Source organism: Marinobacter piscis (assembly GCF_007671655.1).
Lineage (GTDB): Bacteria > Pseudomonadota > Gammaproteobacteria > Pseudomonadales > Oleiphilaceae > Marinobacter > Marinobacter piscensis.
This window is the reverse complement of record NZ_VCGX01000002.1, coordinates 259,601-284,305: the sequence shown is the minus strand read 5'-3', so window position 1 is coordinate 284,305 and position 24,705 is coordinate 259,601. Positions and strand designations below refer to the sequence as shown.

The 24,705-nt window shown below is 54.4% G+C and carries 27 protein-coding genes, 1 tRNA gene and 1 riboswitch; of the genes, 15 read left to right on the top strand and 13 right to left on the bottom strand.

Annotated elements, in window-relative coordinates; all coding sequences use genetic code 11:
- Window positions 1-53: 53 nt before the first annotated feature.
- Window positions 54-151: riboswitch (TPP riboswitch) on the top strand.
- A gap of 70 nt (window positions 152-221) precedes the next feature.
- From thiB to FFI95_RS06990, 7 genes are read left to right on the top strand one after another with little or no spacing between them, the layout of a single operon-like run.
- Entirely contained in the window at window positions 222-1,226 is a 1,005-nt protein-coding gene (thiB, locus tag FFI95_RS07020) for a thiamine ABC transporter substrate binding subunit (protein WP_144821721.1), read from the top strand.
- 18 nt (window positions 1,227-1,244) lie between these two features.
- The gene (gene thiP, locus FFI95_RS07015; protein WP_144821720.1) at window positions 1,245-2,924 is read left to right on the top strand and encodes a thiamine/thiamine pyrophosphate ABC transporter permease; all 1,680 of its coding nucleotides are present in this window, start codon (window positions 1,245-1,247) and stop codon (window positions 2,922-2,924) included.
- Window positions 2,917-3,531 carry a thiamine ABC transporter ATP-binding protein gene (locus tag FFI95_RS07010; RefSeq protein WP_144821719.1) on the top strand — a complete coding sequence of 205 codons (615 nt, stop codon included), beginning with the start codon at window positions 2,917-2,919 and terminating at the stop codon, window positions 3,529-3,531. Before thiP ends, FFI95_RS07010 begins: the two co-directional genes overlap by 8 nt.
- A 48-nt stretch (window positions 3,532-3,579) precedes the next feature.
- Complete coding sequence (locus FFI95_RS07005) at window positions 3,580-4,707, top strand: ABC transporter permease (protein ID WP_144821718.1); 1,128 nt, start codon at window positions 3,580-3,582, stop codon at window positions 4,705-4,707.
- A 3-nt stretch (window positions 4,708-4,710) separates the two neighbouring features.
- Complete coding sequence (locus FFI95_RS07000) at window positions 4,711-5,511, top strand: ABC transporter ATP-binding protein (protein WP_144821717.1); 801 nt, start codon at window positions 4,711-4,713, stop codon at window positions 5,509-5,511.
- A gap of 6 nt (window positions 5,512-5,517) precedes the next feature.
- Entirely contained in the window at window positions 5,518-6,456 is a 939-nt protein-coding gene (locus FFI95_RS06995; RefSeq protein ID WP_144821716.1) for an MlaD family protein, read from the top strand.
- Window positions 6,453-7,082 carry an ABC-type transport auxiliary lipoprotein family protein gene (locus FFI95_RS06990; protein WP_144821715.1) on the top strand — a complete coding sequence of 210 codons (630 nt, stop codon included), beginning with the start codon at window positions 6,453-6,455 and terminating at the stop codon, window positions 7,080-7,082. Before FFI95_RS06995 ends, FFI95_RS06990 begins: the two co-directional genes overlap by 4 nt.
- Here the strand turns inward: FFI95_RS06990 and pgsA are convergent.
- From pgsA to FFI95_RS06970, 4 genes are all read right to left on the bottom strand, one after another.
- Window positions 7,079-7,630 carry a CDP-diacylglycerol--glycerol-3-phosphate 3-phosphatidyltransferase gene (gene pgsA / locus FFI95_RS06985; RefSeq protein WP_144821714.1) on the bottom strand — a complete coding sequence of 184 codons (552 nt, stop codon included), beginning with the start codon at window positions 7,628-7,630 and terminating at the stop codon, window positions 7,079-7,081. The genes FFI95_RS06990 and pgsA overlap by 4 nt on opposite strands.
- 7 nt (window positions 7,631-7,637) lie before the next feature.
- Window positions 7,638-9,503: an excinuclease ABC subunit UvrC gene (uvrC, locus tag FFI95_RS06980; RefSeq protein WP_144821713.1), complete on the bottom strand. Its 1,866-nt coding sequence runs from the start codon at window positions 9,501-9,503 to the stop codon at window positions 7,638-7,640.
- Window positions 9,487-10,146 (bottom strand): UvrY/SirA/GacA family response regulator transcription factor, encoded by a 660-nt coding sequence (gene uvrY, locus FFI95_RS06975; protein ID WP_144821712.1) that lies wholly within the window; start codon window positions 10,144-10,146, stop codon window positions 9,487-9,489. Before uvrY ends, uvrC begins: the two co-directional genes overlap by 17 nt.
- Window positions 10,147-10,238: 92 nt before the next feature.
- Entirely contained in the window at window positions 10,239-10,496 is a 258-nt protein-coding gene (locus FFI95_RS06970; protein WP_144821711.1) for a YheU family protein, read from the bottom strand.
- Window positions 10,497-10,615: 119 nt separating this feature from the next.
- On the opposite strand from FFI95_RS06970, the gene FFI95_RS06965 reads away from it, so the two are divergent.
- The gene (locus FFI95_RS06965) at window positions 10,616-11,317 is read left to right on the top strand and encodes an AzlC family ABC transporter permease (RefSeq protein ID WP_144821710.1); all 702 of its coding nucleotides are present in this window, start codon (window positions 10,616-10,618) and stop codon (window positions 11,315-11,317) included.
- A complete protein-coding gene (locus FFI95_RS06960) occupies window positions 11,310-11,660 on the top strand; it encodes a branched-chain amino acid transporter permease (RefSeq protein WP_144821709.1) in 351 nt (116 codons plus the stop codon). The genes FFI95_RS06965 and FFI95_RS06960 overlap by 8 nt, the downstream gene beginning before the upstream one ends.
- 44 nt (window positions 11,661-11,704) lie before the next feature.
- On the opposite strand, the gene FFI95_RS06955 is transcribed toward FFI95_RS06960, so the two are convergent.
- Window positions 11,705-12,478, bottom strand: coding sequence for a fructosamine kinase family protein (locus FFI95_RS06955; RefSeq protein ID WP_144821708.1), 774 nt, complete (start codon window positions 12,476-12,478; stop codon window positions 11,705-11,707).
- Between the two features lie 86 nt (window positions 12,479-12,564).
- Between FFI95_RS06955 and FFI95_RS06950 the strand changes: the two genes are divergently transcribed.
- On the top strand, window positions 12,565-13,164 hold the full coding sequence (locus tag FFI95_RS06950; RefSeq protein ID WP_144821707.1) for a DUF938 domain-containing protein: 600 nt from the start codon (window positions 12,565-12,567) through the stop codon (window positions 13,162-13,164).
- A gap of 72 nt (window positions 13,165-13,236) precedes the next feature.
- Here FFI95_RS06950 and FFI95_RS06945 read toward each other — a convergent pair whose 3' ends face one another.
- The 4 genes from FFI95_RS06945 to FFI95_RS06930 form a co-directional block, all read right to left on the bottom strand.
- Entirely contained in the window at window positions 13,237-15,225 is a 1,989-nt protein-coding gene (locus FFI95_RS06945) for a TRAP transporter permease (protein WP_144821706.1), read from the bottom strand.
- A gap of 67 nt (window positions 15,226-15,292) precedes the next feature.
- A complete protein-coding gene (locus FFI95_RS06940) occupies window positions 15,293-16,447 on the bottom strand; it encodes a TAXI family TRAP transporter solute-binding subunit (protein WP_144821705.1) in 1,155 nt (384 codons plus the stop codon).
- Window positions 16,448-16,570: 123 nt separating this feature from the next.
- The gene (gene lldD / locus FFI95_RS06935; protein ID WP_144821704.1) at window positions 16,571-17,704 is read right to left on the bottom strand and encodes an FMN-dependent L-lactate dehydrogenase LldD; all 1,134 of its coding nucleotides are present in this window, start codon (window positions 17,702-17,704) and stop codon (window positions 16,571-16,573) included.
- A gap of 54 nt (window positions 17,705-17,758) precedes the next feature.
- The gene (locus FFI95_RS06930; protein ID WP_144821703.1) at window positions 17,759-18,166 is read right to left on the bottom strand and encodes a MerR family transcriptional regulator; all 408 of its coding nucleotides are present in this window, start codon (window positions 18,164-18,166) and stop codon (window positions 17,759-17,761) included.
- A gap of 69 nt (window positions 18,167-18,235) precedes the next feature.
- Between FFI95_RS06930 and FFI95_RS06925 the strand changes: the two genes are divergently transcribed.
- Window positions 18,236-18,880, top strand: coding sequence for a cation diffusion facilitator family transporter (locus tag FFI95_RS06925; RefSeq protein ID WP_144821702.1), 645 nt, complete (start codon window positions 18,236-18,238; stop codon window positions 18,878-18,880).
- A gap of 63 nt (window positions 18,881-18,943) precedes the next feature.
- On the opposite strand, the gene FFI95_RS06920 is transcribed toward FFI95_RS06925, so the two are convergent.
- Window positions 18,944-19,034 (bottom strand) — tRNA-Ser (locus FFI95_RS06920).
- Between the two features lie 208 nt (window positions 19,035-19,242).
- On the opposite strand from FFI95_RS06920, the gene FFI95_RS06915 reads away from it, so the two are divergent.
- Window positions 19,243-19,773, top strand: a complete 531-nt coding sequence (locus tag FFI95_RS06915; protein ID WP_144821701.1) for an isochorismatase family protein — start codon at window positions 19,243-19,245, stop codon at window positions 19,771-19,773.
- 5 nt (window positions 19,774-19,778) lie between these two features.
- Here the strand turns inward: FFI95_RS06915 and FFI95_RS06910 are convergent, their stop codons facing one another.
- The 3 genes from FFI95_RS06910 to FFI95_RS06900 are packed head-to-tail and all read right to left on the bottom strand — an operon-like array spanning window position 19,779 to window position 22,765.
- Window positions 19,779-20,963 (bottom strand): MFS transporter, encoded by a 1,185-nt coding sequence (locus tag FFI95_RS06910; protein ID WP_144821700.1) that lies wholly within the window; start codon window positions 20,961-20,963, stop codon window positions 19,779-19,781.
- Between the two features lie 3 nt (window positions 20,964-20,966).
- A complete protein-coding gene (locus tag FFI95_RS06905; protein WP_144821699.1) occupies window positions 20,967-21,794 on the bottom strand; it encodes a CheR family methyltransferase in 828 nt (275 codons plus the stop codon).
- Between the two features lie 35 nt (window positions 21,795-21,829).
- Window positions 21,830-22,765, bottom strand: coding sequence for a chemotaxis protein CheV (locus FFI95_RS06900; RefSeq protein WP_144821698.1), 936 nt, complete (start codon window positions 22,763-22,765; stop codon window positions 21,830-21,832).
- Window positions 22,766-22,954: 189 nt separating this feature from the next.
- Here FFI95_RS06900 and flgA point away from each other — a divergent pair, with 189 nt between their 5' ends.
- The 3 genes from flgA (at window position 22,955) to FFI95_RS06885 (ending at window position 24,664) form a co-directional block, all read left to right on the top strand.
- Window positions 22,955-23,659, top strand: a complete 705-nt coding sequence (gene flgA / locus FFI95_RS06895) for a flagellar basal body P-ring formation chaperone FlgA (RefSeq protein ID WP_144821697.1) — start codon at window positions 22,955-22,957, stop codon at window positions 23,657-23,659.
- A gap of 200 nt (window positions 23,660-23,859) precedes the next feature.
- Window positions 23,860-24,186 carry a flagellar biosynthesis anti-sigma factor FlgM gene (gene flgM, locus FFI95_RS06890; RefSeq protein ID WP_144821696.1) on the top strand — a complete coding sequence of 109 codons (327 nt, stop codon included), beginning with the start codon at window positions 23,860-23,862 and terminating at the stop codon, window positions 24,184-24,186.
- A gap of 7 nt (window positions 24,187-24,193) precedes the next feature.
- Window positions 24,194-24,664 carry a flagella synthesis protein FlgN gene (locus FFI95_RS06885; protein ID WP_144821695.1) on the top strand — a complete coding sequence of 157 codons (471 nt, stop codon included), beginning with the start codon at window positions 24,194-24,196 and terminating at the stop codon, window positions 24,662-24,664.
- Window positions 24,665-24,705: the final 41 nt, after the last annotated feature.

Below are 24,705 nucleotides of genomic sequence, written 5' to 3'. Positions count from 1 at the left end.
TGCGTTCTCCTTGCTTCACTTACCCTGACTATCCGTGGGCATGGTACACTTTATTCAACTCAACGGGGTGCCAGGCAAATGCCGGGCTGAGACCATACCCGCGGAACCTGATCCGGATTATACCGGCGAAGGGATTGAGCACTCACCAGCACACACTGGTGCGCCCCGCGACCTGGCAGCCCTGACTGACGTCCCTGATCCGTTGCGGAGGTTACAACATCATGCTCACTCGGGCATTCACACTGCTCTTCCTTACCCTGATCGCTGTGCCTGCGTTTGCGCAAAGCACACCCACGCTCACCATTTATACTCACCCCTCATTTGCCGCTGATTGGGGCCCGGGCCCGGCGGTTAAAGACGCTTTTGAGAAAACCTGTGATTGCCAGGTAAGGTACGTGGTTCTGAGCAGCGGCGGCGATATTCTCCAGCGCTTACGCCTTGAAGGCAAAAGCACGCAGGCAGATCTGGTGCTTGGCCTGGATACAGGCACCATGGAAAACTCCCGGCAAACGGGTTTACTCGGCCACCACGAGACTGATCTGTCGGCGCTCGATTTGCCCATAAACTGGCAGGACCCGGTATTTGTGCCTTACGACTGGGGCTACTTTGCCTTTGTGTACGATACGGAACAGTTACCCAACCCGCCCGAAAGCCTCGACGCCCTGATTGCCGCACCGGATGACCTGAAGATCATTATTCAGGACCCCAGAACCAGCACGCCGGGCCTGGGTTTGCTGCTCTGGATGCGCCATGTCTACGGTGATCAGGCTTCAGCCATGTGGCAGCAGCTTAAAGACAAGATACTTACGACCACCAAAAGCTGGAGCGACGGCTATTATTCGCTATTCATGAGTGGCGAAGCGCCACTGATTCTCTCCTACAGTACGTCACCTGCTTACCATATGGCGGTGGACAATACCGACCGTTACCAGGCCGTTGCCTTTGAGGAAGGTCATTACCTGCAGGTTGAGGTTGCGGCGCTGGTGCAGTCGTCTGATCATAAGGAACTGGCCCGGGACTTCCTGGAATTTATGTTAACCCCGGATTTTCAGCGCCACATCCCTTTAAAGAATGTGATGTACCCTGCCACCGACCTGGGTGACGAACTTCCGGAAGTATTCAGCCACCTGATTCAGCCTTCAGAAGCCCGTTACTTTGACCCGAAAACGGTGACCGACAACCGGCGCCAGTGGCTGAATGAGTGGCTGGATGCCATGACCCGCTAAACAGGCATGGGCAGTTTCATGAAGCTTCGGCCTACGGCACCTTTCAGTCACCCGGCCTGGCGGCTGCTGCCAGGTCTGGGCATTGCCAGTGCGCTGTTATTACTGGCAACCGCGGGCCTTGGCGCCCTGCTCTGGGAAGCATCGTTACCGGATGTCAGCCAGCTCTGGGGCAGCCGCTATTTGCGCACCGTGATTACATTTACAGTGTGGCAGGCATTTCTCTCGGTTCTGCTTAGCCTGTTAGTGGCTGTTCCGGTTGCGCGGATGCTTGCCAGGCAACCTGCGTTTCCGGGTCGCGGCGGGCTGCTGCGACTGATGGAGCTGAGCCTGGTGCTGCCTTCGATTGTCGCCGTTTCCGGCCTGGTCAGTGTATACGGACGCCAGGGCTGGTTTACCGGTATTGCCAGCGACTGGCTGAATGTTTCCTGGAACATTTACGGCATTAACGGCATTGTTCTGGCCCATGTATTTTTTAACGCTCCACTTGCCGCACGCATCCTGTTGCAGGCCATTGAAAGCGCCCCTGCTTCACAGCGGCGGGCGGCAGCTCAGCTTGGCCTTGGTCGCTGGTGGTATTGGCGCGCCGTGGAATGGCCGGCCGTCCGGCCAGTGTTACCCGGCCTTGCGGCTTTGGTATTCACCCTGTGTTTTACCAGCTTTGCGATTGTGATGACACTCGGCGGCGGCCCGTCAGCCACAACCATTGAGGTTGCCATTTACCAGGCCCTGCGTTTTGAGTTTGATGGCAGTCAGGCGGCACTTCTTGCCGTGGTGCAGCTGTTGATCTGTGGTTTTCTCTGGTGGCTGGCCGCCCGTTACGGACTCACTGCGTCACTGCTCCCGGACAGACGGGTTGCGTCCCACAGCAGTCGGGCCGGGCGTTCGTTCTGGTCGCGGCTAACCGATGGTCTGGCTCTCGGCGTATTTGCGCTGTTTCTGGTCATGCCTCTGGCGGCCATTTTACTCAGAGGGCTTCCGGGCATGGGATCGGCTTTCTTCCCCCAGGGCAGTTTCTCGGTGAACCCTGCGTTGCTTGATGCCACCCTGAGAAGTCTGGCCATTGCCCTCCCCGCCGGTCTGATGTCTGTGGGTGCTGCCCTGCTGATACTGGCCTCGGGTACGGCAACATCGCGGTCGACCATACGTCGGGTTACAGATGTGACCGCTTACCTGCCATTGATGATTCCCCCCCTGGTTCTTGGTACCGGGTTGTTCTTGCTTTTCCGCCCGAGTCTGGGCAACTCCAGTGAAGGACTGGTGCTGGTGACGTTGATCAACGCGATGATGGCCCTGCCCTTTGTGTTGCAAATGCTGAGAGGGCCGCTGGGGCGTCTGGATTCTGCCAGCCGTCAACAAGCGGACCAACTGGGGATACTGGGCTGGTATCGCTGGCGCTGGCTGCACTGGCCTCGAATGCGCCGGCCTCTGGCACTGTCGATGGCCTACGGCACCGGGTTGTCGTTGGGGGATTTTGGCGTTATCGCCCTGTTCGGCAGCCCGGGCCAGCCAACGCTGCCGGTACTGTTGTATCAACAACTGGGCAGTTACCGGGTCGATGCTGCGGCCGCAACCGGCCTGTGGCTGGTTCTTTTGCTGTTGCTGCTGTTCAGCGTGTTTAACCTGCTGGGCGCCTCCCGGCTCAGCCTCCGCCGCACAGCAAACTCACCCCGCACAGTTCAGGAGCCTGAGCATGCTTGAGGTAAAAAATCTGGTCTTTGCCTACTCTGGTCAGACAGACCCCTGGTCGTTTCAATTCGCAGCTGCACCCGGACAATGCATTGCGATTCACGGGGCCAGCGGGTCGGGTAAATCCACCCTGCTGAATCTGCTGGCGGGTTTTCTCGAACCTCGCTCCGGTGACATCCTCTGGCAGCAAGAAAGCCTTCGCAACTGCCCGCCCTGGCACCGCCCCATGACCAGTGTGTTCCAGGAACACAATCTGTTTGAGCATCTGAACGTAGAAACAAACATTGGTCTGGGGATTCACCCCGGACTGAAGCTCACACCGCAGGACCGCCAGGCGATCCGCGAAGCATTGCAAAGCGTGGGTCTTGAGGGTTTCAGCAAGCGCTTGCCCGGCGACCTTTCCGGGGGCCAGAGGCAGCGTGTCGCACTACTGCGCGCAATACTTCGTCGCCAGCCCATTCTGCTTCTGGATGAGCCACTGACCGGGCTTGATCGCGAGGCGCGAGACACCCTCAGACAACTGTTACTGGAGCAAAAAGCCAAGGGTGTGTTGATGGTGCTTGCCAGCCATGACGAAGATGACCGGCGTATACTGGCAGACAGCACCTATAATCTTTAAGCTAGTGAGCTAATGGACCATACGAACCAACAGCACCCAGATCCGCTCATGGCCCGCCGACAAGCTGGCTCTCTGGAAAACGACAACGGAACCCTCGCTATCCGGGGCGACTGGACGCTGGCTGATTATAAATCGCTCAGACAGACGATCGAGGCCTGGCCCGAGCAGCACACGAGCAGCGACAACGTTGATCTGCAGGATCTGGGTCGGGTAGATACCGCAGGCGCCTCGCTTCTGGTGAACCTGTTGGGGCCGGACACCCTCAGTGCTCTGGTGAAAGATGAGAGCACCCTGCCCCGGGAACAGAGCGCGCTACTCCACACCGTTGCACAATCCATGGTGGAAAAACCCGCCGAGGAACCGGAACAGCTGGCCCCGGTTGCACGCTTTCTCACTGAAACCGGTAAGAAAGTGGAAGCCATCTGGCACCTGTCTTACCTGCTGGCCGGGTTTGTTGGTCAGGTTATCGCAACCCTGTTTGCTATCCTGGCCAGACCCGGGCGCTGGCGGATGACACCGTTTGTAGCCGCCATTCACAACACCGGGCTCAACGCACTTCCGATTGTCGCCTTGCTCACATTTCTGGTGGGCGCCGTCGTGGCCTTTCTTGGCGCCACGGTTCTCAAGGACTTTGGCGCCACTATCTATACAGTCAACCTGGTGGCGTTTTCATTTTTACGGGAGTTTGGTGTTCTGCTTGCGGCTATTTTGCTTGCAGGGCGCACAGCCAGTGCCTTCACCGCACAGATCGGGGCCATGAAGGTAAATGAAGAGCTGGATGCCATACGTACACTGGGGCTGGACCCGGTTGAACTGCTGGTGATTCCCCGGGTTCTGGCCATGATGGTCAGCCTGCCCATTCTGACGTTTGTCGGGATGCTTGCAGGGCTGATTGGCGGTGGCCTCGTCTGTGCCGTTGCTCTGGATATTTCACCGTCTCAGTTCATGGCCATCGTAGAACGGGATATTGCGCTCAAGCACTTTCTCGTGGGCATATCAAAAGCCCCTGTGTTTGCTTTTCTGATTGCCGCCATTGGCTGTCTGGAAGGTTTCAAAGTCGGCGGTAGCGCTCAGTCTGTGGGTGTACACACAACATCAAGCGTGGTTCAGTCCATTTTTATGGTCATTCTGCTGGACGCCGTCGCGGCACTCTTTTTTATGGAAATGGGCTGGTAACGGATGAAAAACTCAGCACCTGTTATTGAAGTACGCGGCCTTGATAACCGGTTTGGCAGCCACGTTGTCCACCAGAACCTGGATCTTGATCTGTTCAAGGGGGAGATTCTGGGTGTTGTGGGTGGCTCAGGCAGCGGCAAGTCAGTGTTACTGAGAAGCATTGTCGGGCTGCTGCGGCCTTCCGGTGGACAAATACGGGTGTTCGGGCAGGATCTTGACGAGCTCACCAGCCAGGAACGCTCACAAGTAGAGCAACGCTTTGGCGTTCTGTTCCAGAGGGGCGCACTGTTCACTTCTCTGGACCTGCTACAGAATATCTCCCTGCCATTAATTGAGCACTGCGGTCTGGCCCGCTCTGATGCGGAAGAGATTGCCCGTATGAAACTGGCTCTGGCCGGCTTGCCGCCTGATTCCGCACTTAAGTACCCGTCGGAGCTCTCCGGCGGTATGGTCAAACGCGCGGCTCTGGCGCGGGCGCTGGCACTGGACCCGGAAGTGCTGTTCCTTGATGAACCTACAGCCGGGCTCGACCCCATTGGTGCCGCGGCTTTTGATAGACTGATTGTTACCCTGCGGGACGCACTGGGGTTTACCGTATTTCTGATTACGCACGATCTGGATACGCTGTATACAACCTGCGATCGTATTGCGGTGCTGTCGCAAAAGAAAGTTCTGGTCGCAGACCGGATTGACAAGGTGGCCGCAACTGAGGACCCCTGGATTCAGGATTACTTTCAGGGGCCGCGCGGCCGGGCGGCCAGCTACGCATTCCAGGCCCTGGAACACAGCCGGTTACAGGAGTAAGAGTTTATGGAACCAAAGGCACATCATCTGCTCATTGGCCTGTTTACACTGGTTGCGGTGGTGGCAGCGTTATTGTTTGCGCTGTGGCTTGGCAAATCATCTGCAGACCGCGAGTGGGCCTATTATGAGATTGTATTTGATCGTGCAGTCGGTGGGCTGGCCAAGGGCAACCCGGTGCTATACAGCGGTGTAACTGTGGGCGACGTACTCGATCTGCAGCTGGATCTTGATAACCCGGGCCAGGTGCGGGTTCTCGTGCGGGTTGAGCAGTCTGTTCCGGTACGGAATAACACCCGGGCAGGCCTGGTTCTGACCAACATTACCGGTAGTATGAGTGTTCAGTTCAGTGGAGGCACCAGGGACAGCCCGGTTCTGAAAGGCACAAAAGATGAGCCAGCCCGGATTACTGCAGAGCCCTCGGCGTTCAACAGCCTTCTGAGCAATGGTGAAATATTGCTGACCAAGGCTGAACAACTGCTGACCAACGCCAACAATCTTCTGTCTGCCGAGAACGCAGAGAATCTCACGGCTCTTTTGCGCAACGCCAGAGACGCAAGCAACGCCCTGATAAGCCGGCGTGAACAACTGGCGGCGCTTCTGGATCGTATGGATGAGGCCGGCCAGCATACCTCAGAAGCCGCCCTTAAAGTGGCTGAGGTCTCAGACAGCGCTAACTCTCTGCTACAGAACGAAGGCAAATCGGTGCTGACCAGCATGAACGCAACCATGAACCGGGTCGAGCAGACCGCCGCCCGCATTGATGATTTAACCCGGGATAATCAGGGTGCTCTGGACTCCGGACTTCAGGGCATGAGCGAACTGGCGCCGGCACTGAGAGAGCTGCGTAACACGCTCAGAAACCTGAACCAGTTTACCCGTCGCCTGGAAGAAGACCCCACGGGCACCCTGTGGGGTGGCCCGACCATCAAGGAGGTTCCCCAGTGAGCAAGCCATTCGCAAAGACTTTCAGTTTGGTGGCCATAGCGCTGGTGGCTTCCGGGGCAATCACCGCCTGTACGGTGTTCCCCACTCCGGAGGCTCCAAGGGTGATGGATTTCCCCGTCTCTCCAGCCCTGGAGGCTTATGAAAACCGCCGCTCCGAAAGCCTTCGGGTGGATACGCCCATTGCCTCCGAGCCCTATAACAGTACGCGAATTCTGGCCAAGCCAGAGCCCTGGGAATTTCAGGCTTACGGCGGGGTCCGGTGGCGGGATACGGTTCCGGTCCTGCTGCGGGATATGCTGGTGGGCGCCTTCAGAACCAGTGCCGGCTTTGAGAATGTGACGGCCGATACAGGACCAGGGAACGCGGACCTTTCGCTGTCAACGGAAGTGACTGCATTCCACGCTGCCACCCAGGGCGATCGCACCCGGGTTACCATTGCGGTCTACGGGCAACTGATTGATAACCGCTCACAGGTAACGCTGTGTTCGGAAAATTTTGTGGTGTCTGAACCTGCCTTGGACCAGGCAATAGATTCGGTTGTGCAGGCCTTCGGCAAGGCCGGGGAAAGTCTTGCCGACGACGTGATCGGCTGGGCTCTGCAGTGTGATAATACCAGCCCGGACTAATCCTTCCGGGGAAACAGGTCCGGCCAGGCTGCCTTGAGGTAAAGCCCCATCGACCAGAGCGTCAGTATGGCCGCCACATACAACAACCCGATAGACAGGTCCGACAGAAACTGCCCCGGAGGGAACGCCAGCAGGCCAACAATGGCGGCCATTTGCGCAGTGGTTTTGATTTTACCTATGTAGGAGACTGCCACACTTGCACGGCTGCCGATTTCTGCCATCCACTCACGCAATGCGGAAATCACAATCTCCCGGCCGATAATCACGGTCGCAGGAATGGTCAGCAAAATCGCCGAATATTCCTGAATCAGAACCGCCAGTGCGACTGCAACCATCAATTTATCGGCGACCGGGTCAAGGAAGGCGCCGAACGGTGTACTCTGATCAAGCTTGCGGGCCAGATACCCATCCAGCCAGTCGGTTAACGCCGCCAGCCCGAAGATGCCCGCACTGACCATATAACTCCATTTCATGGGGAGAAAAAACACCACCACGAAAACCGGGATCATCAGGATACGGGAGAGTGTGAGCAGGTTCGGTAAGTTCATAGGTTTGTTACTCGTTGTGCAAAGCTGCGTATATATTTTCAGCCAGCGCCTTGCTGATGCCCTGAACCTTGGCCATCTCGTCAATGCTGGCTTTGCGTAGTTCCTGAATACCACCAAAGTACCGTATAAGTTCCCGGCGGCGTTTGGGGCCGACCCCTTCTATGCCCTCCAGCGTCGACTGGCGGCGCTTTTTGTCCCGCCCGGCACGGTGGCCGGCAATCGCAAAGCGGTGGGATTCATCCCTTATATGCTGGATCAGGTGCAATGCCGGCGAGTCGGCTGGTACCCGAAACACGTCGCCGGTCATGGCATCAATCAGTTGCTCCATGCCGGCACGGCGGGTAACGCCTTTGGCCACACCTATCAGCGGAATATCCGAAATTCCTAATTCGTCAAACACTTCCCGGGCAATGTTGAGCTGGCCCTTGCCCCCATCAATAAAAACAAGATCCGGGCGCTTGCCCTCACCGGTCACCATTCGACGGTAACGGCGGGTGAGCACCTGGCGCATAGCGCCGTAATCATCCCCGGCGGTTACGTCGTTGATATTATAAAGCCGGTAGTCGCTTTTTCTGGGGCCATTTTCATCGAAAACCACACAGGATGCGACCGTGTGTTCACCATGACTGTGACTGATGTCGAAACACTCCATTCGCGAGGGTGTTTCCACCAGCTCCAACATATCACGCAGCGCCAGCAAGCGACGATACACGGTTTCTTTGCTGGCAATGTGGGTAAGCAGCGTTTGCCGGGCGTTCGTCATGGCCAGTTCCAGCCACCGCCGACGCTCGCCCCGAACATTTTTACGTATGCGCACCTCGCGGTTTGCGGCATCGGACAACGCCTGGGACAGCAACGCCTGCCCCTCTACATCCACCGGAACCAGAATATCTCTGGGAATCTCACGACGGGTGTTGCCCCCAAAATAGTACTGCCCCAGAAACGCGCTTAACAGATCCCCTTCTGACTGCTCAAGCGAGTATCTGGGAAAATAATCTTTCGTGCCCAACACTCTGCCGCCACGCACAATAATTACTACGATGCAGACAACGCCGGCATCCTGGGCAATGGCGACGACATCGGCATCTCCGCCCTCACCCTCAATCGACTGCTGCTCCTGAACATGGCGCAGATGATTAATCTGATCCCTGTAGGCTGCGGCTTTTTCAAACTGCAGATTTTGGGAGGCGGCTTCCATGGCGTCCATCAAATCGCGAATGATAGCCGGGTTTTTGCCTTCGAGAAACATGGTGGCGTGGCGTATATCCTGCTGGTAATCCTCAGGAGAGATAAACCCCACGCAGGGCGCAGTACAGCGGTTGATCTGGTACTGCAGGCATGGGCGAGACCGGTTTCTGAAAAAGCTTTCACTACAGGATCTTATACGGAAAACCTTCTGTAATACATTAAGGCTTTCCTTTACCGCTCCCGAGCTTGGAAACGGGCCGTACCAGGTTCCCCCACCTTTTTTTGTGCGCCCACGACGGAACGTCAGTGATGGATAGTCCTTGTGGGAGGATACATAAATATAAGGGTAGGATTTATCGTCCCGGAGCAGAATGTTGTAGGGAGGTCGTAACGATTTAATCAGGTTCTGCTCCAGCAGCAGAGCCTCGGTCTCGCTGCCGGTAATCGTGACTTCAATGGATGCAATCTTCGCAACCAGGGCTTCTGTTTTCGGCGCCAGGCCGCTCTTGCGGAAGTAACTGCTGACCCGCTTTTTCAGGTTTCCGGCTTTACCTACATACAGGATGGCGCCGCCGTCGTCATACATACGGTAGACGCCTGGACGTTCTGTAAGCTGTTTCAGAAAGTTTTTGCTATCAAACTCTCTGCGGCTCTCATCGGTGCTGGGGTCAGACTTGGTGGGCATCGAGCAATCCAAGCCGGACAGCCATCAAGGCCAACTCAACATCACTGGAAATGTCCAGCTTCTCAAAGATGCGGTAGCGATAGCTGTTCACGGTTTTCGGGCTCAGGCATAATTTATCGGAAATATCCTGAACCTTCTGGCATTCGACCACCATCATGGCAATCTGCATCTCGCGCTCAGACAGCCGGTCAAATAGGGTCAGTTCGCCATCTTCTTCCGGTTCACCGGACAGTTGTTTAAGTGCCATTTTCTGGGCGATTTCCGGGCTGACGTACCTCTGCCCCGAGTGGGCCATGCGAATAGCCCGAACCATCTCACAGATATCCGCCCCTTTGGTGATATAGGCGGAGGCGCCGGTTTGCATAACGCGAACCGGGTATGGATCGTCATCGCAGACAGTCACCACAATAACCCGGATACTGTCATCAATACGCAGGATTCGACGAGTGGCTTCAAGGCCGCCAATGCCAGGCATCCGGATGTCCATCAGAACAATATCCGGGCGCTCATTGCGCACGAAGTCGATGGCGTCTTCACCAGAGGAGCACTGGCCCACGACATCAATATCGGGATTATCAGCCAGCATCCGCGTTATGCCGGAACGAACCAGCTCATGATCATCAACTACCAGTACTCTGATCAAATTCTACCTCGCCCACCGCTTTGAAAAGTCAGCGCGATTGTACCGCTTACTGCTGCGCCCGTGTAGGTGTAAACCGCAATCTCTGTCAGGGTTTACGACTGCTCAGGCACCCCCAGGCTTGCTGTATTTTCAACCGGGTCAAACCAGACCACCAGATCGCCCCGCGTTACCGCTGCCAGCACCCGGCTGCGCTCATCCATGGGGTTTTCCGTATCGTTCAGACCATGGTAGCGGGTACAGTACTCTTCAGCCAATCCCAATAGCTGATCTTCGGACAGTAAATCCTTGTCTACAATAAATTTTTCTTCCCGGGGGTCTGGTTGCGGCTGGTGCCCCGCTTCGTGATTCATAGTGTCTCCTTTCTATAGATGTATCTTAAGGATTATGCTGCCTCAGGAGAAGTCTTTCCCACTTTCAAAAACCCGAGTGATTCTTTATTATTGCCGGTTTTCAAACTGTTTGGATGCTAATGAACTCTCAGGTCTTTCGCCTCACACTGCCTATTCTGTTCGGCTATATCCCCCTGGGCATGGCCTTCGGGGTTTTGTTTACCACGCAACTGGATTATGCATGGTGGGCCGCCCCGCTTATGGGCCTGGTCATTTATGCGGGGGCCGGTCAGATTCTGGCGGTGAGCCTGCTGGCAGCCAGTGCCGGCATGCTGGAAGTATTCATTGCCATGTTTGTACTCAATGCCCGCCACCTGTTTTTTGGACTGTCGCTGCTCGGGCAGTTCCGCGGTGCCGGTTGGCGTAAGCTGTATCTGATTTTCGGCCTCACTGATGAGACCTACTCCATGCTTACCACCCGCATTCGGTCGCATGATAAGGCCCATGAACAGGATATTGATTTTCGCATAACCGCATTCAACCAGGTTTACTGGGTGATTGGCTGTACCCTGGGAGCGGTTTTAGGCCGCAATGTAGTATTCGACAGTACCGGGATTGAATTTGCGCTGGTGGCACTGTTCATCGTTCTGACCATCGAACAACTCAAGGCTCTGGGCGACGCTTTTCCGGTCTGGACCGGGGCGGCGGCAGCCGGCGTTGCCATGATTCTGTTGCCAGCCGCGCATCAGCTGATCGGTGCCATAGCCATTGTTACGGCGGTACTCCTGCTTCAATACCGTAGCATGCGAAGCAGATCCGGTACGGAGAGCAGCCATGTCTGATACCACCTACCTCATCGCTTTTATTACGGTGTCTGCAGTTGCCACGTTTGCAACCCGGATCATACCGTTTCTGTTTTTTGAGCGTCATACCGAGCACCCGCTGATCAAGCATCTGGGCCGGTACCTGCCCGCTGCGGTTATGGCACTGTTGGCCACTGTGTTTTTACAGCGTTCGGCAGACTGGTCGGCAACAGTGCCAGGGCTGGATGCCATTCTGGCAGGCGCACTTGTGGTAATTGTTCACCTCTGGCGCCGCAACGCCCTGCTCTCTATAGCCGCAGGCACGGCTGCCTATATGCTGATACGCCAGACTGGCATTCTTGAGTCTGGCGTCGTCGGATGAAAGTTTCTTCAGCCTGGATGCCTAAAAGTAATTATATCAATATATTATGAACTACTTTTAGCAATACTTTTTAACTCTGAAAAGCCACGCCGGCATTCTTCCAGATACCCGGAGCCAAACAGATTCAAGTGGTTCAGATAATGGTACAGGTTGTAGATTTCCCGCTTCTGCCGGTATACCCCTGAACGGGGGTATACCCGGTCATACGCCTCATAGAACGCCGGCCCGAATCCGCCGAACATCTCAGTCATTGCGATGTCGGCCTCCCGGTCGCCACAGTACACCGCCGGATCAATCAGCCAGGGGTTCCGGGTATCAAACAGCGCATTGCCACTCCATAGATCACCGTGCAACAAACTGGGGTGGGCACAATGCTCTGTCAGCCAGCGGGCCAGAGCGTCCCCGTAATTGTTAAGAATGTCACCAAACAGCGTTCTCAGGGAAGGCTCCCGGAGCAGAGAAACCTGGTAGCCCAGGCGGTCCTGCACAAAAAACTCACCCCAGTTCCGGGACCAGCGATTTGGCTGCACAGACAGCCCAATGTAATTGTCCCGATCCCAGCCATAGTGTGACCAGGCCGCTTTGTGCATATGCGCAAGCCCCTCACCCAGCATCTCAAGCGTGGCGCGGGAAGCAGGCCCGGACGCAATCGCAGTAATCTCCATCTCCGATTCAGTTACACTCAACACCTCGGGAACCCGGATGTCGCATACTGCGGCATCGTGAAGGGCCGATCTCAACGCCTCCAGCCCCTGCGCCTCACAGGTCAACGCATCCGCATGCCCGGTATGATTGTGTTTGGTAAAGACACCCACCATGATTCTCCTTGGACACTAAGGCCTGCAAAGGTTAGATTCCTGTACAGTCTGTTTTCTCAAGCGCTCAGCAACAATGAGGATCACCCATGTCTGAAAATAAACCCTACTCCCAAGCCTGTGAGAATAACAAACAGGTGATTCTCGAAAAACTCACGGCCGTATTCACCAGCCCGGGTACCGTGCTGGAGATAGGCACAGGCACCGGTCAGCACGCGGTGCACTTTGCCCGGCACCTGCCCCACCTGACCTGGCAGCCCAGTGATCATCCGGATAATTACCAGTTGTGCCTGCCCTGGATTGAAGACTCCGGCCTCGACAATATTAATACACCCCTGGCTCTGGATGTTAATCAGAGCAACTGGAACCTGCCGCCCATCAATGGTGTGTTTTCTGCAAATACAGCCCACATCATGTCATGGGAGGATGTTAAGGCAATGTTCAGGGGCGTATCTGCACACCTGCAGCAAGGAGAAGCCTTCTGCCTGTACGGCCCCTTCAATTACAACGGGCAGTTCACCAGCGCCAGCAACCAGCAATTCAATAGGTATCTGAAGCAACAGAATCCGGCTATGGGAATCCGGGACATCGAAGATCTGAAGGAAGTCGCTGATCAGAACGAGCTGGTGCTGGAGGCCGATTTTGAGATGCCGGCGAATAACCGGGTGCTGATCTGGAGGCGACTCTGACGGCATAAAACGAGCCCTGGCTGACACCCCGAAAGCGTCAGGCCGGGCTCTACCCCTGAGCCCAGAGCTACTTCAGACAGCGGAGGCTATTCCGGACACTCGTCGCTGAATAAGTTTCACACCAATAAGGGCAGGCAAAATAAGAGCCGCACTTATAAGTGACAGTTGTACATTACTCAGAGGGACAGGATCACCACCCGGGACAGCCAATAATAACCCTCCAAAGATCAGAGCAATTCGGACAAGCCACTGCAATGCCCCGCCTCTGGCCAGAGTGCCTATTCCAAGCAGCCAGCCCTGCATAGAACCGGCAATCAGGAATACGCCCAACAAAGCCTGAACCATAACAATGGAAATTTCGGCCCAGCTGCCCTGGAAAATCAGCGCAGGGTTCAGTACAAACAAGAAAGGTATAAAATAAATAACGCTGCCCAGACGCATTGCGTGAAACCCGGTTTCCATGGGTTTGGCACCGGCAACGGTTGCAGCGGCAAAGGCGCCAAGCGCCACAGGCGGCGTAATAAAACTCAGCATACCCCAGTAAAGTATAAACAGGTGAACGGCCAGGGGTTCCATACCTCCGCCATTGATAAGCGCAGGCGCCAGCGCTACGGCCAGAAAGATATAAGCGGCCGTTACCGTCATCCCAATCCCAAGAATGAAGCTTGTCAGCGCCCCCATCAATAACAGTACTAAAGTATTGCCACCCGCCAGGTAGATCAGATCATTAGCGATTGTGCCTGAGAGCCCTGTTACCGACAAAGCGCCCACTAAAAGACCGACCCCCGCAAGGATTGCAATAAGTTCCGCAAACAACTTTCCGGAATCAAAGAAGAAGTCTTTAACGTCCTGAAAAGCCCAGCGTTCATAAGGTAAAACCTGATTGATGATAAGCAAGAGCGCCGTTGCATAGAAAGGTGCGGTTGCCTCCTGACGCAGGAAAAAGAGCATCCAGATCAACAAACCGAATACAAAAATAAAGTACCACCCTTCTTTGAGGGTGCGACTTAATGAAGGCAGCTCTTCTGCTGACAGCCCTTGAAGATTATAGCGAGCAGCATAGGCATCGATCTGAATAAACAATCCCAGAAAATACAGCACCGAAGGCACAACGGCGGCGAGCGCAATGGTTCCATAGGGTATGTTCAAAAACGCAGCCATAATGAAAGCTGTCGCCCCCATGACCGGCGGCATCAGTACGCCCCCCGTTGAGGCACACGCTTCCACGCCTGCAGCATACGACTTGCTAAACCCCACACGGCGCATTGCCGGAATGGACATTACCCCGGTAGTCATGACGTTCGTAATGACACTGCCGCTCATAGACCCCATTAATCCACTGGAAAAAACCGCCACTTTCGCCGGTCCGCCACGTACATGTCCCAGCAGCGCAAAAGCCAGATTAATAAAAAACTTCCCCCCACCGGTTTTTTGTAAAGCAACGCCAAACAGTAGAAATCCGATAACCAGGTTGGCAAAAGCCTGAAGCGGGATCCCCATGATGCCTTCGCGGCTCATGGCCAAATAAACGGCTGTCTGTTCCGGGTTTGATGGAAAGCCCTGTATCGGGCCGGGGACCACATCTGCAAAAATAGGGTAAAGACTCGCTAACCCGACAATAATCGCGATAGGCAATCCGCCCGCACGTCGAATTGCTTCCACAACTGTAAGCCAGAACAAGAAGCTCATTACGACAGCATACTGCGGCGCACTGTACTCCCATCCGCGGTCAAGTATTTGCCCTGCATTAAGAACAAAAAAACTACAGATCGCGAAGGACGTAACAAACAGTAAAATGTCGTACCAGGGGACCTTGTGTGTTGCTGCAAAGCGGTTCATCGGCCACAAGAGAAAAACCAGCGGCAGCATCAGCGCTACTACAACATAAAAAAACTGACTTTCAAGCTGCGTCACCAGGTTTATCAGCTGCAGATTGAAAAGATAGTCGATTGCCAGCAGGGTCAGGACAAGGGTAAAAACACGGGGCACCCAGAGCCAGCCCTCTGGTAATTGCCGAATGCCGGAGACTTTCTGTTTCGCCTGTGCAGATGCATGCGTCATTATGCGGAACTCCAGTGAAAATAATGGCAGGGACGCGGCTGCGCCCCCGCCAGAGTTAGAATCAAACTCAGGTAAAGATTGGATCCAACCCTTCCGCTTTCAGAGCTGCTGCTCTCGCTTTCATCCACGCATCCCGAAATGCATCTTCCGAATCGGGAGTGTCGCCGGAAGTAAACTCCGCCCACGCATCCAGTAACGTGTTTTGCCTGTGTACAAGCTTGTCCTGGTGCGCCTGCATTTCCTCAGTCCAATGACCTATTTCCTTGTAATACTCGACAACCGCATCATGGAAAGGCACAACCCATTCCATATTCTGGCTTTCAAGCGCATAGCCACTATTACCCGGCGCCGCATCTTTGTATTTGTCATAGTCTTCTGTAAAAACCTTTACAAGACTTTTTGCCAGTGCTTTGTCGGTATCTGCGTTAGCAACCACGATAGGGTACGGATAACTGGAGCCTGTCCAGGGATTGTCCTCATCTATCCCCGCACCCTGGGTAACCTGGTGCGGCTGAAAATAAGGAGCAACTTTTTGTAACCGTGCCCAGCCCTCTTTGTCTTCCGGGTCAAGAGTGAGCCAGGTGATGCCACGGGGGCTGGCAGCAAGTTTCTGAGGGCCACCAGCAACGGTTACGGTAAAAGCGGTATCACTTTGATCAGCAACCATGCCATCAAAGGAGCGTCCGTAGCCCGGGAACTCGACGCGCTCGACGTCATCCCAGGTCAGGTCACCAAATGCCAGCATGGCTTCAGTGCCCAGGTTGTTAGCATCATCACCACGCAGATAACTAACGCGCTTACCTCTCAGATCATAGGGCGTTTCTGCCTCTACATCACCTGCTACGGCGATGCTCAGGCCAAAATCAGCTATCGACGTGGTAATCACGCGCAAAGGCTGAGGCCCCCAGTTTTCATCGGCAAATAACAGAACCCCCTCTGCGCCATAAAAAGCGGCAATACCACACGCACAAAACGGAACGCGGCCCAACTTCAGAGGCGTCATCCGTGAAACATCATTCTCGCCGGGCAATATCCTCAGGGAAACGTCGTACTCATTTTTCAGCAAATTGCCTATCGACACCATCTGGCTATAGCCGGCGGAGTTTGTGCCGTACGCCGTCATGCCCAGCGTGTCGGGAAGCTCAACTCCTTCTGCTCCGTGCGCAAAAGCAACGGGCATAGCGACAGAAACAGCAAGGATTGCTCTTTTAAGGTTAAGCATTGTTATCGCTCTCTTTTATTGTTGATATATGAGATTTCACGGTGCAAAACTTAGTTTTGTTATTCAATTAAACTTTAGTTTACGTTCAGAGAGCGTGTCAATTAAAGGCCTTACCGGAGCTATTCACTTCACTAACAGATCGGTATTGATTTCAGCAACACTCCGGGCCCCGGTCAGCACCATGGCAACCCGCATTTCTTTTTCGATCAGCTCCAACAGGTTGTGCACACCGGCCTCGCCACCGGCAGCCAGAGCGTATATGTAGGCACGGCCCAGCATGGCGCAGTCTGCGCCCAGTGCGAGCATGCGAACAACGTCCAGACCGGTACGAATACCCGAGTCTGAAAAAATCCTGATCTGGTCTTTCACCGCGTCGGCAATGGCCGGCAACGCCTGGGCAGTGGATAATGCACCATCCAGCTGGCGACCGCCGTGGTTTGATACCACAATGCCATCGGCTCCGAAGGTAACGGCATCCCTGGCGTTGTCAGGATCAAGAATACCCTTGATCACCATAGGGCCATCCCAGAACTCACGAATCCATTCCAGATCTTTCCAGCTGATTGAGGGATCAAAGTTGTCGCCCAGCCAGCCAATATAATCTGCCAGCCCTGTTGGGCTTCCACGGTATTCGGAAATATTGCCAAGATCGTGCGGCTTACCCAAAAGGCCCACATCCCAGGCCCAGCGCGGATGGGTCAGCGCCTGAAGCAACCGCCTCTGCGCAGCATAGGGGCCACTCATGCCGGAGTGCGCATCACGGTACCTGGCCCCGGGCACGGGCATGTCCACGGTAAAAACCAGAGTGGTTACGCCTGCTGCCTTAGCCCTTTCAAGTACATTGCGCATGAAGCCGCGGTCTTTCAAAACGTACAGTTGAAACCACATGGGGCGCTGTATTACAGGTGCAACTTCCTCAATCGGGCAAACAGATACGGTCGATAAGGTGAAAGGAATACCTTTGGCGTCTGCCGCCTGTGCCGCTTTTACCTCTCCCCGCCGTGAATACATACCTGTGAGCCCCACCGGAGACAGGGCCACCGGCATCGACAGGGTTTCATCGAACACACGGGTTTCCAGGCTAAGCGCCGACATGTCATTCAACACACGCTGACGCAGGGCGATGTTGGATAAATCTTCTACGTTGCGCCGCAATGTGTGCTCGGCATAAGCACCACCATCGATATAATGAAACAGAAAGGGAGGCAGCCGGCGCCGGGCAGCTTTACGGTAATCAGTCGAGGCAGAAATAATCATCGCGCAGTTCCAGGGTTAATACAGGCGGGTTCCCGGCTCGGATGCGGAAACCACCTAAGTCTCGCCAGACAAAGTATCAATAATCCGGCAGTCCATAATGACTCCACCTTCGCAACAGGCACTCAGCCTTTCCAGCTCTTTCTCCATGGCATGCAGGTCTTTCAGCCGGGAGCGCACCTGTTCTAACTGCTGTTCAACTTTGGCGTCCACGCCAGCGCAGGACTCCTGCTGCCTATCAGCTAGCGAGAGCAGCTCACGGATATCATCAAGGCTGAATCCGAGCCTTCGGCTTCGCCGTATAAACAGCAGTCGCAGATGATCCGCTTCCGAGTACAAGCGATAGCCGGACTCCGAGCGGGTTGCTTCAGGCAACAGGCCAATTTTCTCATAATAGCGGATGGTTACGGATTTGATATCCGTATGCGCGGCCAGTTGCCCAACCGTATAGATTTTCTCGCTCATTGCCATTGACCTTATAGTAACTACAACCTTTAGTGTATCGCTATATTATGAGTTTTAGGAGGGTCCATCGTGGATAGCTGCTGCGAAGACAAGGCAGGTGAACTGGCACAACTCAGAGCAAGCCAAAGCCGGGTGCTTTACATTGCGCTTGCCATTAATGCGGTGATGTTTTTTGTAGAATTCACCGCCGGCTGGATTGCAGGCTCAACCGCCCTGCTCGGCGATTCGCTGGATATGTTTGGCGACGCCTCTGTCTATGCGCTGACGCTTTTTGTTCTCGACAGAAGCCGTCGCGCCCGAGCCGGCGCAGCCCTGATTAAAGGCGGCTTTATGCTGCTATTTGGTATTGTCGTTGTTAGCGATGCGGTACGTAAGCTATTAATTCAGGAGGTACCTGATGCTCAATGGATGGGAGTTATCGGTGTTCTGGCCCTGATCGCCAATGGTATTTGCTTCGTGTTGCTCTATCGGCACCGTGCAGACGACCTCAATATGCGCTCTACCTGGCTTTGCTCCAGGAACGACCTGGTCGCCAATACCAGTGTGATCATTGCGGCAGGACTGGTCGCCCTCACCAATACCCTGTGGCCGGATATTATTGTAGGTGTCGCTATTGCCGCCCTTTTCCTGCACTCAGCCTGGCAGGTGATCCGTGAGAGTATCGAAGAATGGCGTGCGGGCGGTGAGAGTTCTGACGGGGACGGTTGCTGCTGAGCACGCGCTTTTGCAGCGGAATCAAAAACGCCCTGGTTTTAAGGAAAAGCCAGGGCGTTAAATTGGCGGAGAGGGAGGGATTCGAACCCTCGATACGCTATTAACGTATACACGCTTTCCAGGCGAGCGCCTTCAGCCACTCGGCCACCTCTCCAATAAACTGTTCCAAATCAGCGATATCGTCGCTCATTTGAGGGCGCAAACTTTAATGCTTTTGTGGGCGTTTGGCAACTCCCCTGGCCCGATTCACGGCAATTTTTTTATTTTGGATCCATAATAGCTTTAAGGCATTCATTTCTTTGGGGGCAATATCGTGCCTGTCTGGCCCGCTGAGCCTGAAAAACTACTTGTGGAGGCTATTCATGCTTATAAAATCAGAACAATCAACGCTGTTATTAATCGATGTTCAGGAAAAGCTGATGCCTGCCATTACTCATGGCCGGGAGGTTGTAGCCAGATGCGTTACGTTGGGTAAAGTTGCCGGACTTCTGGATATACCCGTTGTTGCTACCGAGCAGTTACCGGAAAAGCTGGGGCCCAACGTTGAGGCCGTGAAAGAACTTTGCGATCACACCTTCGCCAAGCATCACTTTGACGCCTGCCCCGACGGCCTGGTTGAGAACCTTCCCGGGGCCCGGCAACACATTGTTATTGCCGGATGCGAAACCCATGTGTGCATGATGCAAACGGCGCTCAGTCTGGTCGATGCCGGCTATAAGGTCTGGGTGGTTGCGGACGCAACGGGTTCCCGCAATGAATTTGACCGGGATGTGGCCCTTGACCGCCTCAATGACAGTGGTGCCCGCATAGTTACCGCTGAGATGGTGGCTTTTGAATGGATGCGCCACAGCAAACATCCCGCCTTCCGGGATATCCAGCAGCTTATAAAGTGAGCAAGTTACGGCTCTCTGATCAGGGCTTTACCGCGTGTAAGCCATAGCGCCATCAATACACCATGAACAACCAGCAGTGGCACGGCCACCATGACAAGCGAGGACCAGCCAAGCCAGGAAAGAATGACCCCGGCTGACAAAGCTGCAATGGCCTGTGAACCAAAAACGAACAGGTCGTTCAGCCCCTGAACCCGGAAGCGCTCTGCGTCTGTATAGCCCCGGGGTAACAGTGTGGTTCCGCCCACAAACAGGAAGTTCCAGCCAATACCCAACAATAACAGTGCTGACAAATAATGCTGGAAACTGACACCGCTGGCCGCGAGAATAATGCACCCCAGGTATGCGAGAAGGCCGGCGGCCATCATCAGGGGTATACCAACAACCCGGGTCAGCCAGCCACTGATCAGGGACGGCAGGTACATGGCCACAATGTGCAGTTGAATAACACGCTTTGCCGCATTTAGATCATGGCCGGCCATTTCTGTCATGCTCAGGGGCGTTGCCGTCATGATAAAACTCATTACCGCGTAGCCAATTGCCGCCGCGCTCATTGCTGCCCACACCAACGGGTTGCCCAGAATTTGCCGCAGCGGCCGGCCACCGCCGGTGTGGATTTCACGCGCCCGCTCAGCTTTTGCCCGATAGCCCAGGGCAAGAACCAGAAGGGCAAGAAACTGCACCGCTATTAAACCAACCCAGCTCAGAAGAAACGGATACTCTTCTGCGGTGCCACTGCCCAGAGCAGCTATTTCAGGGCCCAGCCAGGCTGCAACAAGACCTCCCAGCAGTACCCGGGCTGCTGCGGAACCGGCCATGTTATCGGGAACCGATTCCATGGCAGCAAAGCGGTACTGGTGCACAACCGCTAACCCTGTGCCTCCAACAATGGCAGCCAGGCACAATAATGGGAATAAGCCCAGCCAGGACGCCAGTGCGCCAAAGCTACCAGCAAGCATTCCCATGCAAACACCCAGCAGCATGACACGCTTACGGCCCAACCTCTCCATCAGCCAGGTAGCAGGTTTTATGGCAAGTACGGTGCCCACAACCACAAGCCCGACCGGCAGCGTGGCATACTCAGGCGCCGGAGCAAGAAGGCGCCCCTGAATACTCCCGATAAACACAATGAACGGCGCTGTGCACATGGCCAGCGACTGCGCAGCCACCAGAACCCAGACGTTAAGCGGCATAACCTATTTTTTCCTGTAGATGATTCCAGGGCTACACTGAACCATCTCGTAAAGGTCGGATAACCCATTGAGTGACTCAGATGCACCGAGAATCAGGTAACCGCCGGGGTTCAGAGTCGCGTGAATTCGGGTAAGAATATCTTTCTTGAGGTCGGCGGAAAAATAAATCAGCACATTTCGGCACAACACAATATCAAACCTGCCGAACATGAAGCGGTCAAGAAGGTTGTGCTCCCTGAATTCCACCATATCTTTTATCTGAGGCCGGATTTGCCAGCTACCACTGGCCGAGGCCGAGAAAAAATGTTTCTGACGCTCTGGTGACAAGCCACGGCCAATGGCAATCATTTCGTACTCACCACGCCGGGCGACGTCCAGAACGCTTTTTGAGATATCCGTTGCCACGATCTGGACATCTCTCAGAGATCCGGGCTTCTGGCGCCTGAATTCATCAACAGCCATAGCAACAGAGTACGGTTCCTGCCCTGTAGAGCAGGCCGCTGACCAGACGCGCAAAGGCGCAATGCCGGGACGCTCTACAAACTCGGGAAACAGTTTTTCGCGCAGAATACGGAAAGGATGGTTATCGCGAAACCACAGGGTCTCATTTGTGGTCATTGCATCAATGACCACTTCCCTGAGGCGCGCCTTACCGGGTCGGCTCATCAGCCCGTTCAACTCCCCCAGAGACTTGAGCTCATTCTCTTCCAGTATGCGACGCAACCGGCTTTTCACGAGATATTGTTTGTTATCACCCAACAATATACCACTTGCATCCAGCAAGAATGATTTGAAAGCCTCATACTCCTGTGGCGCTATTTCCGCTTTCATTTGATCCCGGTACTGGTTAGAAGGTTGATTGCTGCTTAAACGTTGGCTGTATCAATAATTTCCATCACCCGCTCAGCAAGCTCATCGGCACTGAATTTCGCCATAAAATCGTCTGCACCGACCTTTTCAATCATGGCATTATTGAAAACGCCACTCAGTGAGGTGTGGAGCATGACGAAAAGCTCGCTGAGCGCAGGGTTATCCTTGATATGTGTAACCAGGGTATACCCATCCATCTCCGGCATTTCCACATCTGAAATAACCATCGAGAGATGATCGATTGCGCGGGAACCATCCTGTATCAAACCCCGAAGATATTCCAGTGCCTGCTTGCCATCATTTCGTATGACAACTTCCATACCAATTGCTTCAAGGCAGCGGGCTATCTGGCGGCGGGCAACAGATGAGTCATCAACAACAAGAATGGGCAGATTTCCTCGAACCCTACTCGCACTTTCCTTCAGAACCGACTCAGTTACATCTTCCCGTAACGGAGAAACCTCTGAAAGAACCTTTTCTACATCGATGATTTCGGCCAGTTTATCATCTATTTTGGTAACCGCTGTCAGGTATATATCCTTACCTGTTCCTTTTGGAGGAGGCAGAATGTCTTCCCAGTTCATATTCATGATCCGGTCGACACCGGCAACCAGAAACCCCTGAGTTTTGCGATTGTACTCAGTAATAATTACAAAGCTACTGGCCAGGCTTTCCGGGGAAACTCCAGGCAGCCCGATTGCCATACCCAAGTCGATGATAGGTATGGTTTCTCCGCGGATATGCGCAACCCCCCGAACAACCGCAAGACTGTTGGGCAGAGAAGACAGCCTGGGACAAGGCAATACTTCCTTTACTTTGAACACGTTAATTCCGTAAACCTGCCTTCCTCGCAAACGAAAAAGAAGGAGCTCCAGGCGGTTTTGCCCCACCAGCTGCGTACGCCGGTTAACGCTGTCCATTACCCCTGCCATATATTCACTCCTGACGCGCCGGGCCTGCCGGCATAGATTTTGCTTAGTATTCAGGCAAGCTTTCAAGTGACGTAACAAGATCGCCTGCAATCATACACTGCCTGTTTAACGGCCGGAGAGTGAATAACCTTAGCCCAGGTCATAGGCAGATTTGCAGCGCCGGCAACAGCATAGGACAAAACAGCATATATGCGTACCCAGCTTTTAGTCGCGCTCTTCCTTATAATTCAGACATTCGCCAGCCTGGCGCAGGAAAACACTACGGCTGACGAGATAGCGGCGGCGACCACCCGTTTTCTTGAGACATTTGCGGCAACACAGGATGAGCAAGGTTATAAAGTGACATTCAAGACCGGCAATATTGACAGCCGGCTGGCACTTGCGTCCTGTTCTGATGAGCTTTCAGTGGAGTTTACGGGCGACCCCTGGAAAAGTGAGCACCCCTCCATTCAAGTGTCTTGCCAGGGTCAGCGGCCCTGGCGCATGTTTGTGACCACTACAGTTACTATAGAAGGGCCAGCGGTAGTAGCGGCTCGTCCATTGGGGCGAGGCGAGAGGGTAACCGGCAGCATGCTGGAAATGCGTCCGGTTACAGTGAACGCCAGTCGGCGCGGCATCATAACCGATGCGACGCTTGCCGAAGGAATGACCGTACGCCGGCCGGTAAATGCGGGCTCTGTGCTTACTCCGGATCACCTGGAGGCGCCAGATGCTGTTGTACGTGGCGATCATGTTATTATTACTGCACGTAATGGTACTTTTTCGGTTCGTACTCGCGGCAAAGCGCTGGCAAACGCATCCGTTGGAGAGCAGGTGTTAGTGGAAAACCTGGGCTCATCCCGTACACTGAGAGCAAATGTTGTTGGTCCGGGACATGTAGAGGTGCCCATGTAACCAACCCGGCCAGGCAAGGGCTTTCCGCCGGCAATAAGCTGCCGGACAAATAGTCTTTGCCGGCAACGCATCACCTGGAACAGTTACAGAAAATTTATTGTTCCTGTTTTCCCTAAAGTATGTAAACAGCGCGCCGTTAAATAGGTATAAACCCAAGATTCTCCGCAAACATGCGGCCTAACAGTAAAGCAGGTATTGATATGGCAGTTGACTTAAATGGAATTGGCCAGGGCCAGGTCAACACTCACAGGTCCACGGCTGAAAAGCCCTCCAGCAGCCAAAGCGCCCGGCAAACAGCACCTGAACAAACAAATGCCAGAGCCGAAAAGTCTCAAGGGGATAAGGTAAACCTGAGCAGCCAGGCCAGGAACCTTAAGCAGCTTGAAGAAAAGCTCGGAAGCTACCCCGAAGTGGACGATAACCGGGTGGCGGAAATTCGGTCAGCCCTGGAAAACGGCACTTACAAAGTCGATGCTGAAAAGCTGGCCCAGAAAATGCTTGATATGGATGAAAGCATTTTCGGATGAGAAAACTATGGCTGCAATCGATGAACTAAGAAACCTGCTGGGGCTGGACATTCAGCAACTCGAGGTGTTGGCTGACGTTCTGCAAAAAGAAAAAGACTGTCTGACCGACCCGGATTCCAGGGTTCTGGAAAGTCTGACTCAGGAAAAAAATGAGTTGCTTGGGGGAATCCGGGAACGAGCGAAACAAAAGATCCATGCTTTGGTTGCCATGGGCTATCAACAAAACAGTGGCGACCCATCGCGGTTTATTCGCAGTGCCGGTCTGGATGATCTTTATGCTCTATGGCAAGAAGCTGACACAAAGCTTCGAGAGTGCCATGCCCTCAACGAAAACAATGGTCGCATTATAAGCCACCTGCAAAAACGCCTGACCAGGCTTGCAGACATTTTCCGCGGTGCTTCTGGCCAACAAAAGCTTTACGGGGCATCAGGCCAGCAAACAACGGTTTCATCCCGTACAGTTCTCGCCAGCGCCTGACTAATACGCCCTGATTCTGGCAGAATGGCCCTTTACGGCTA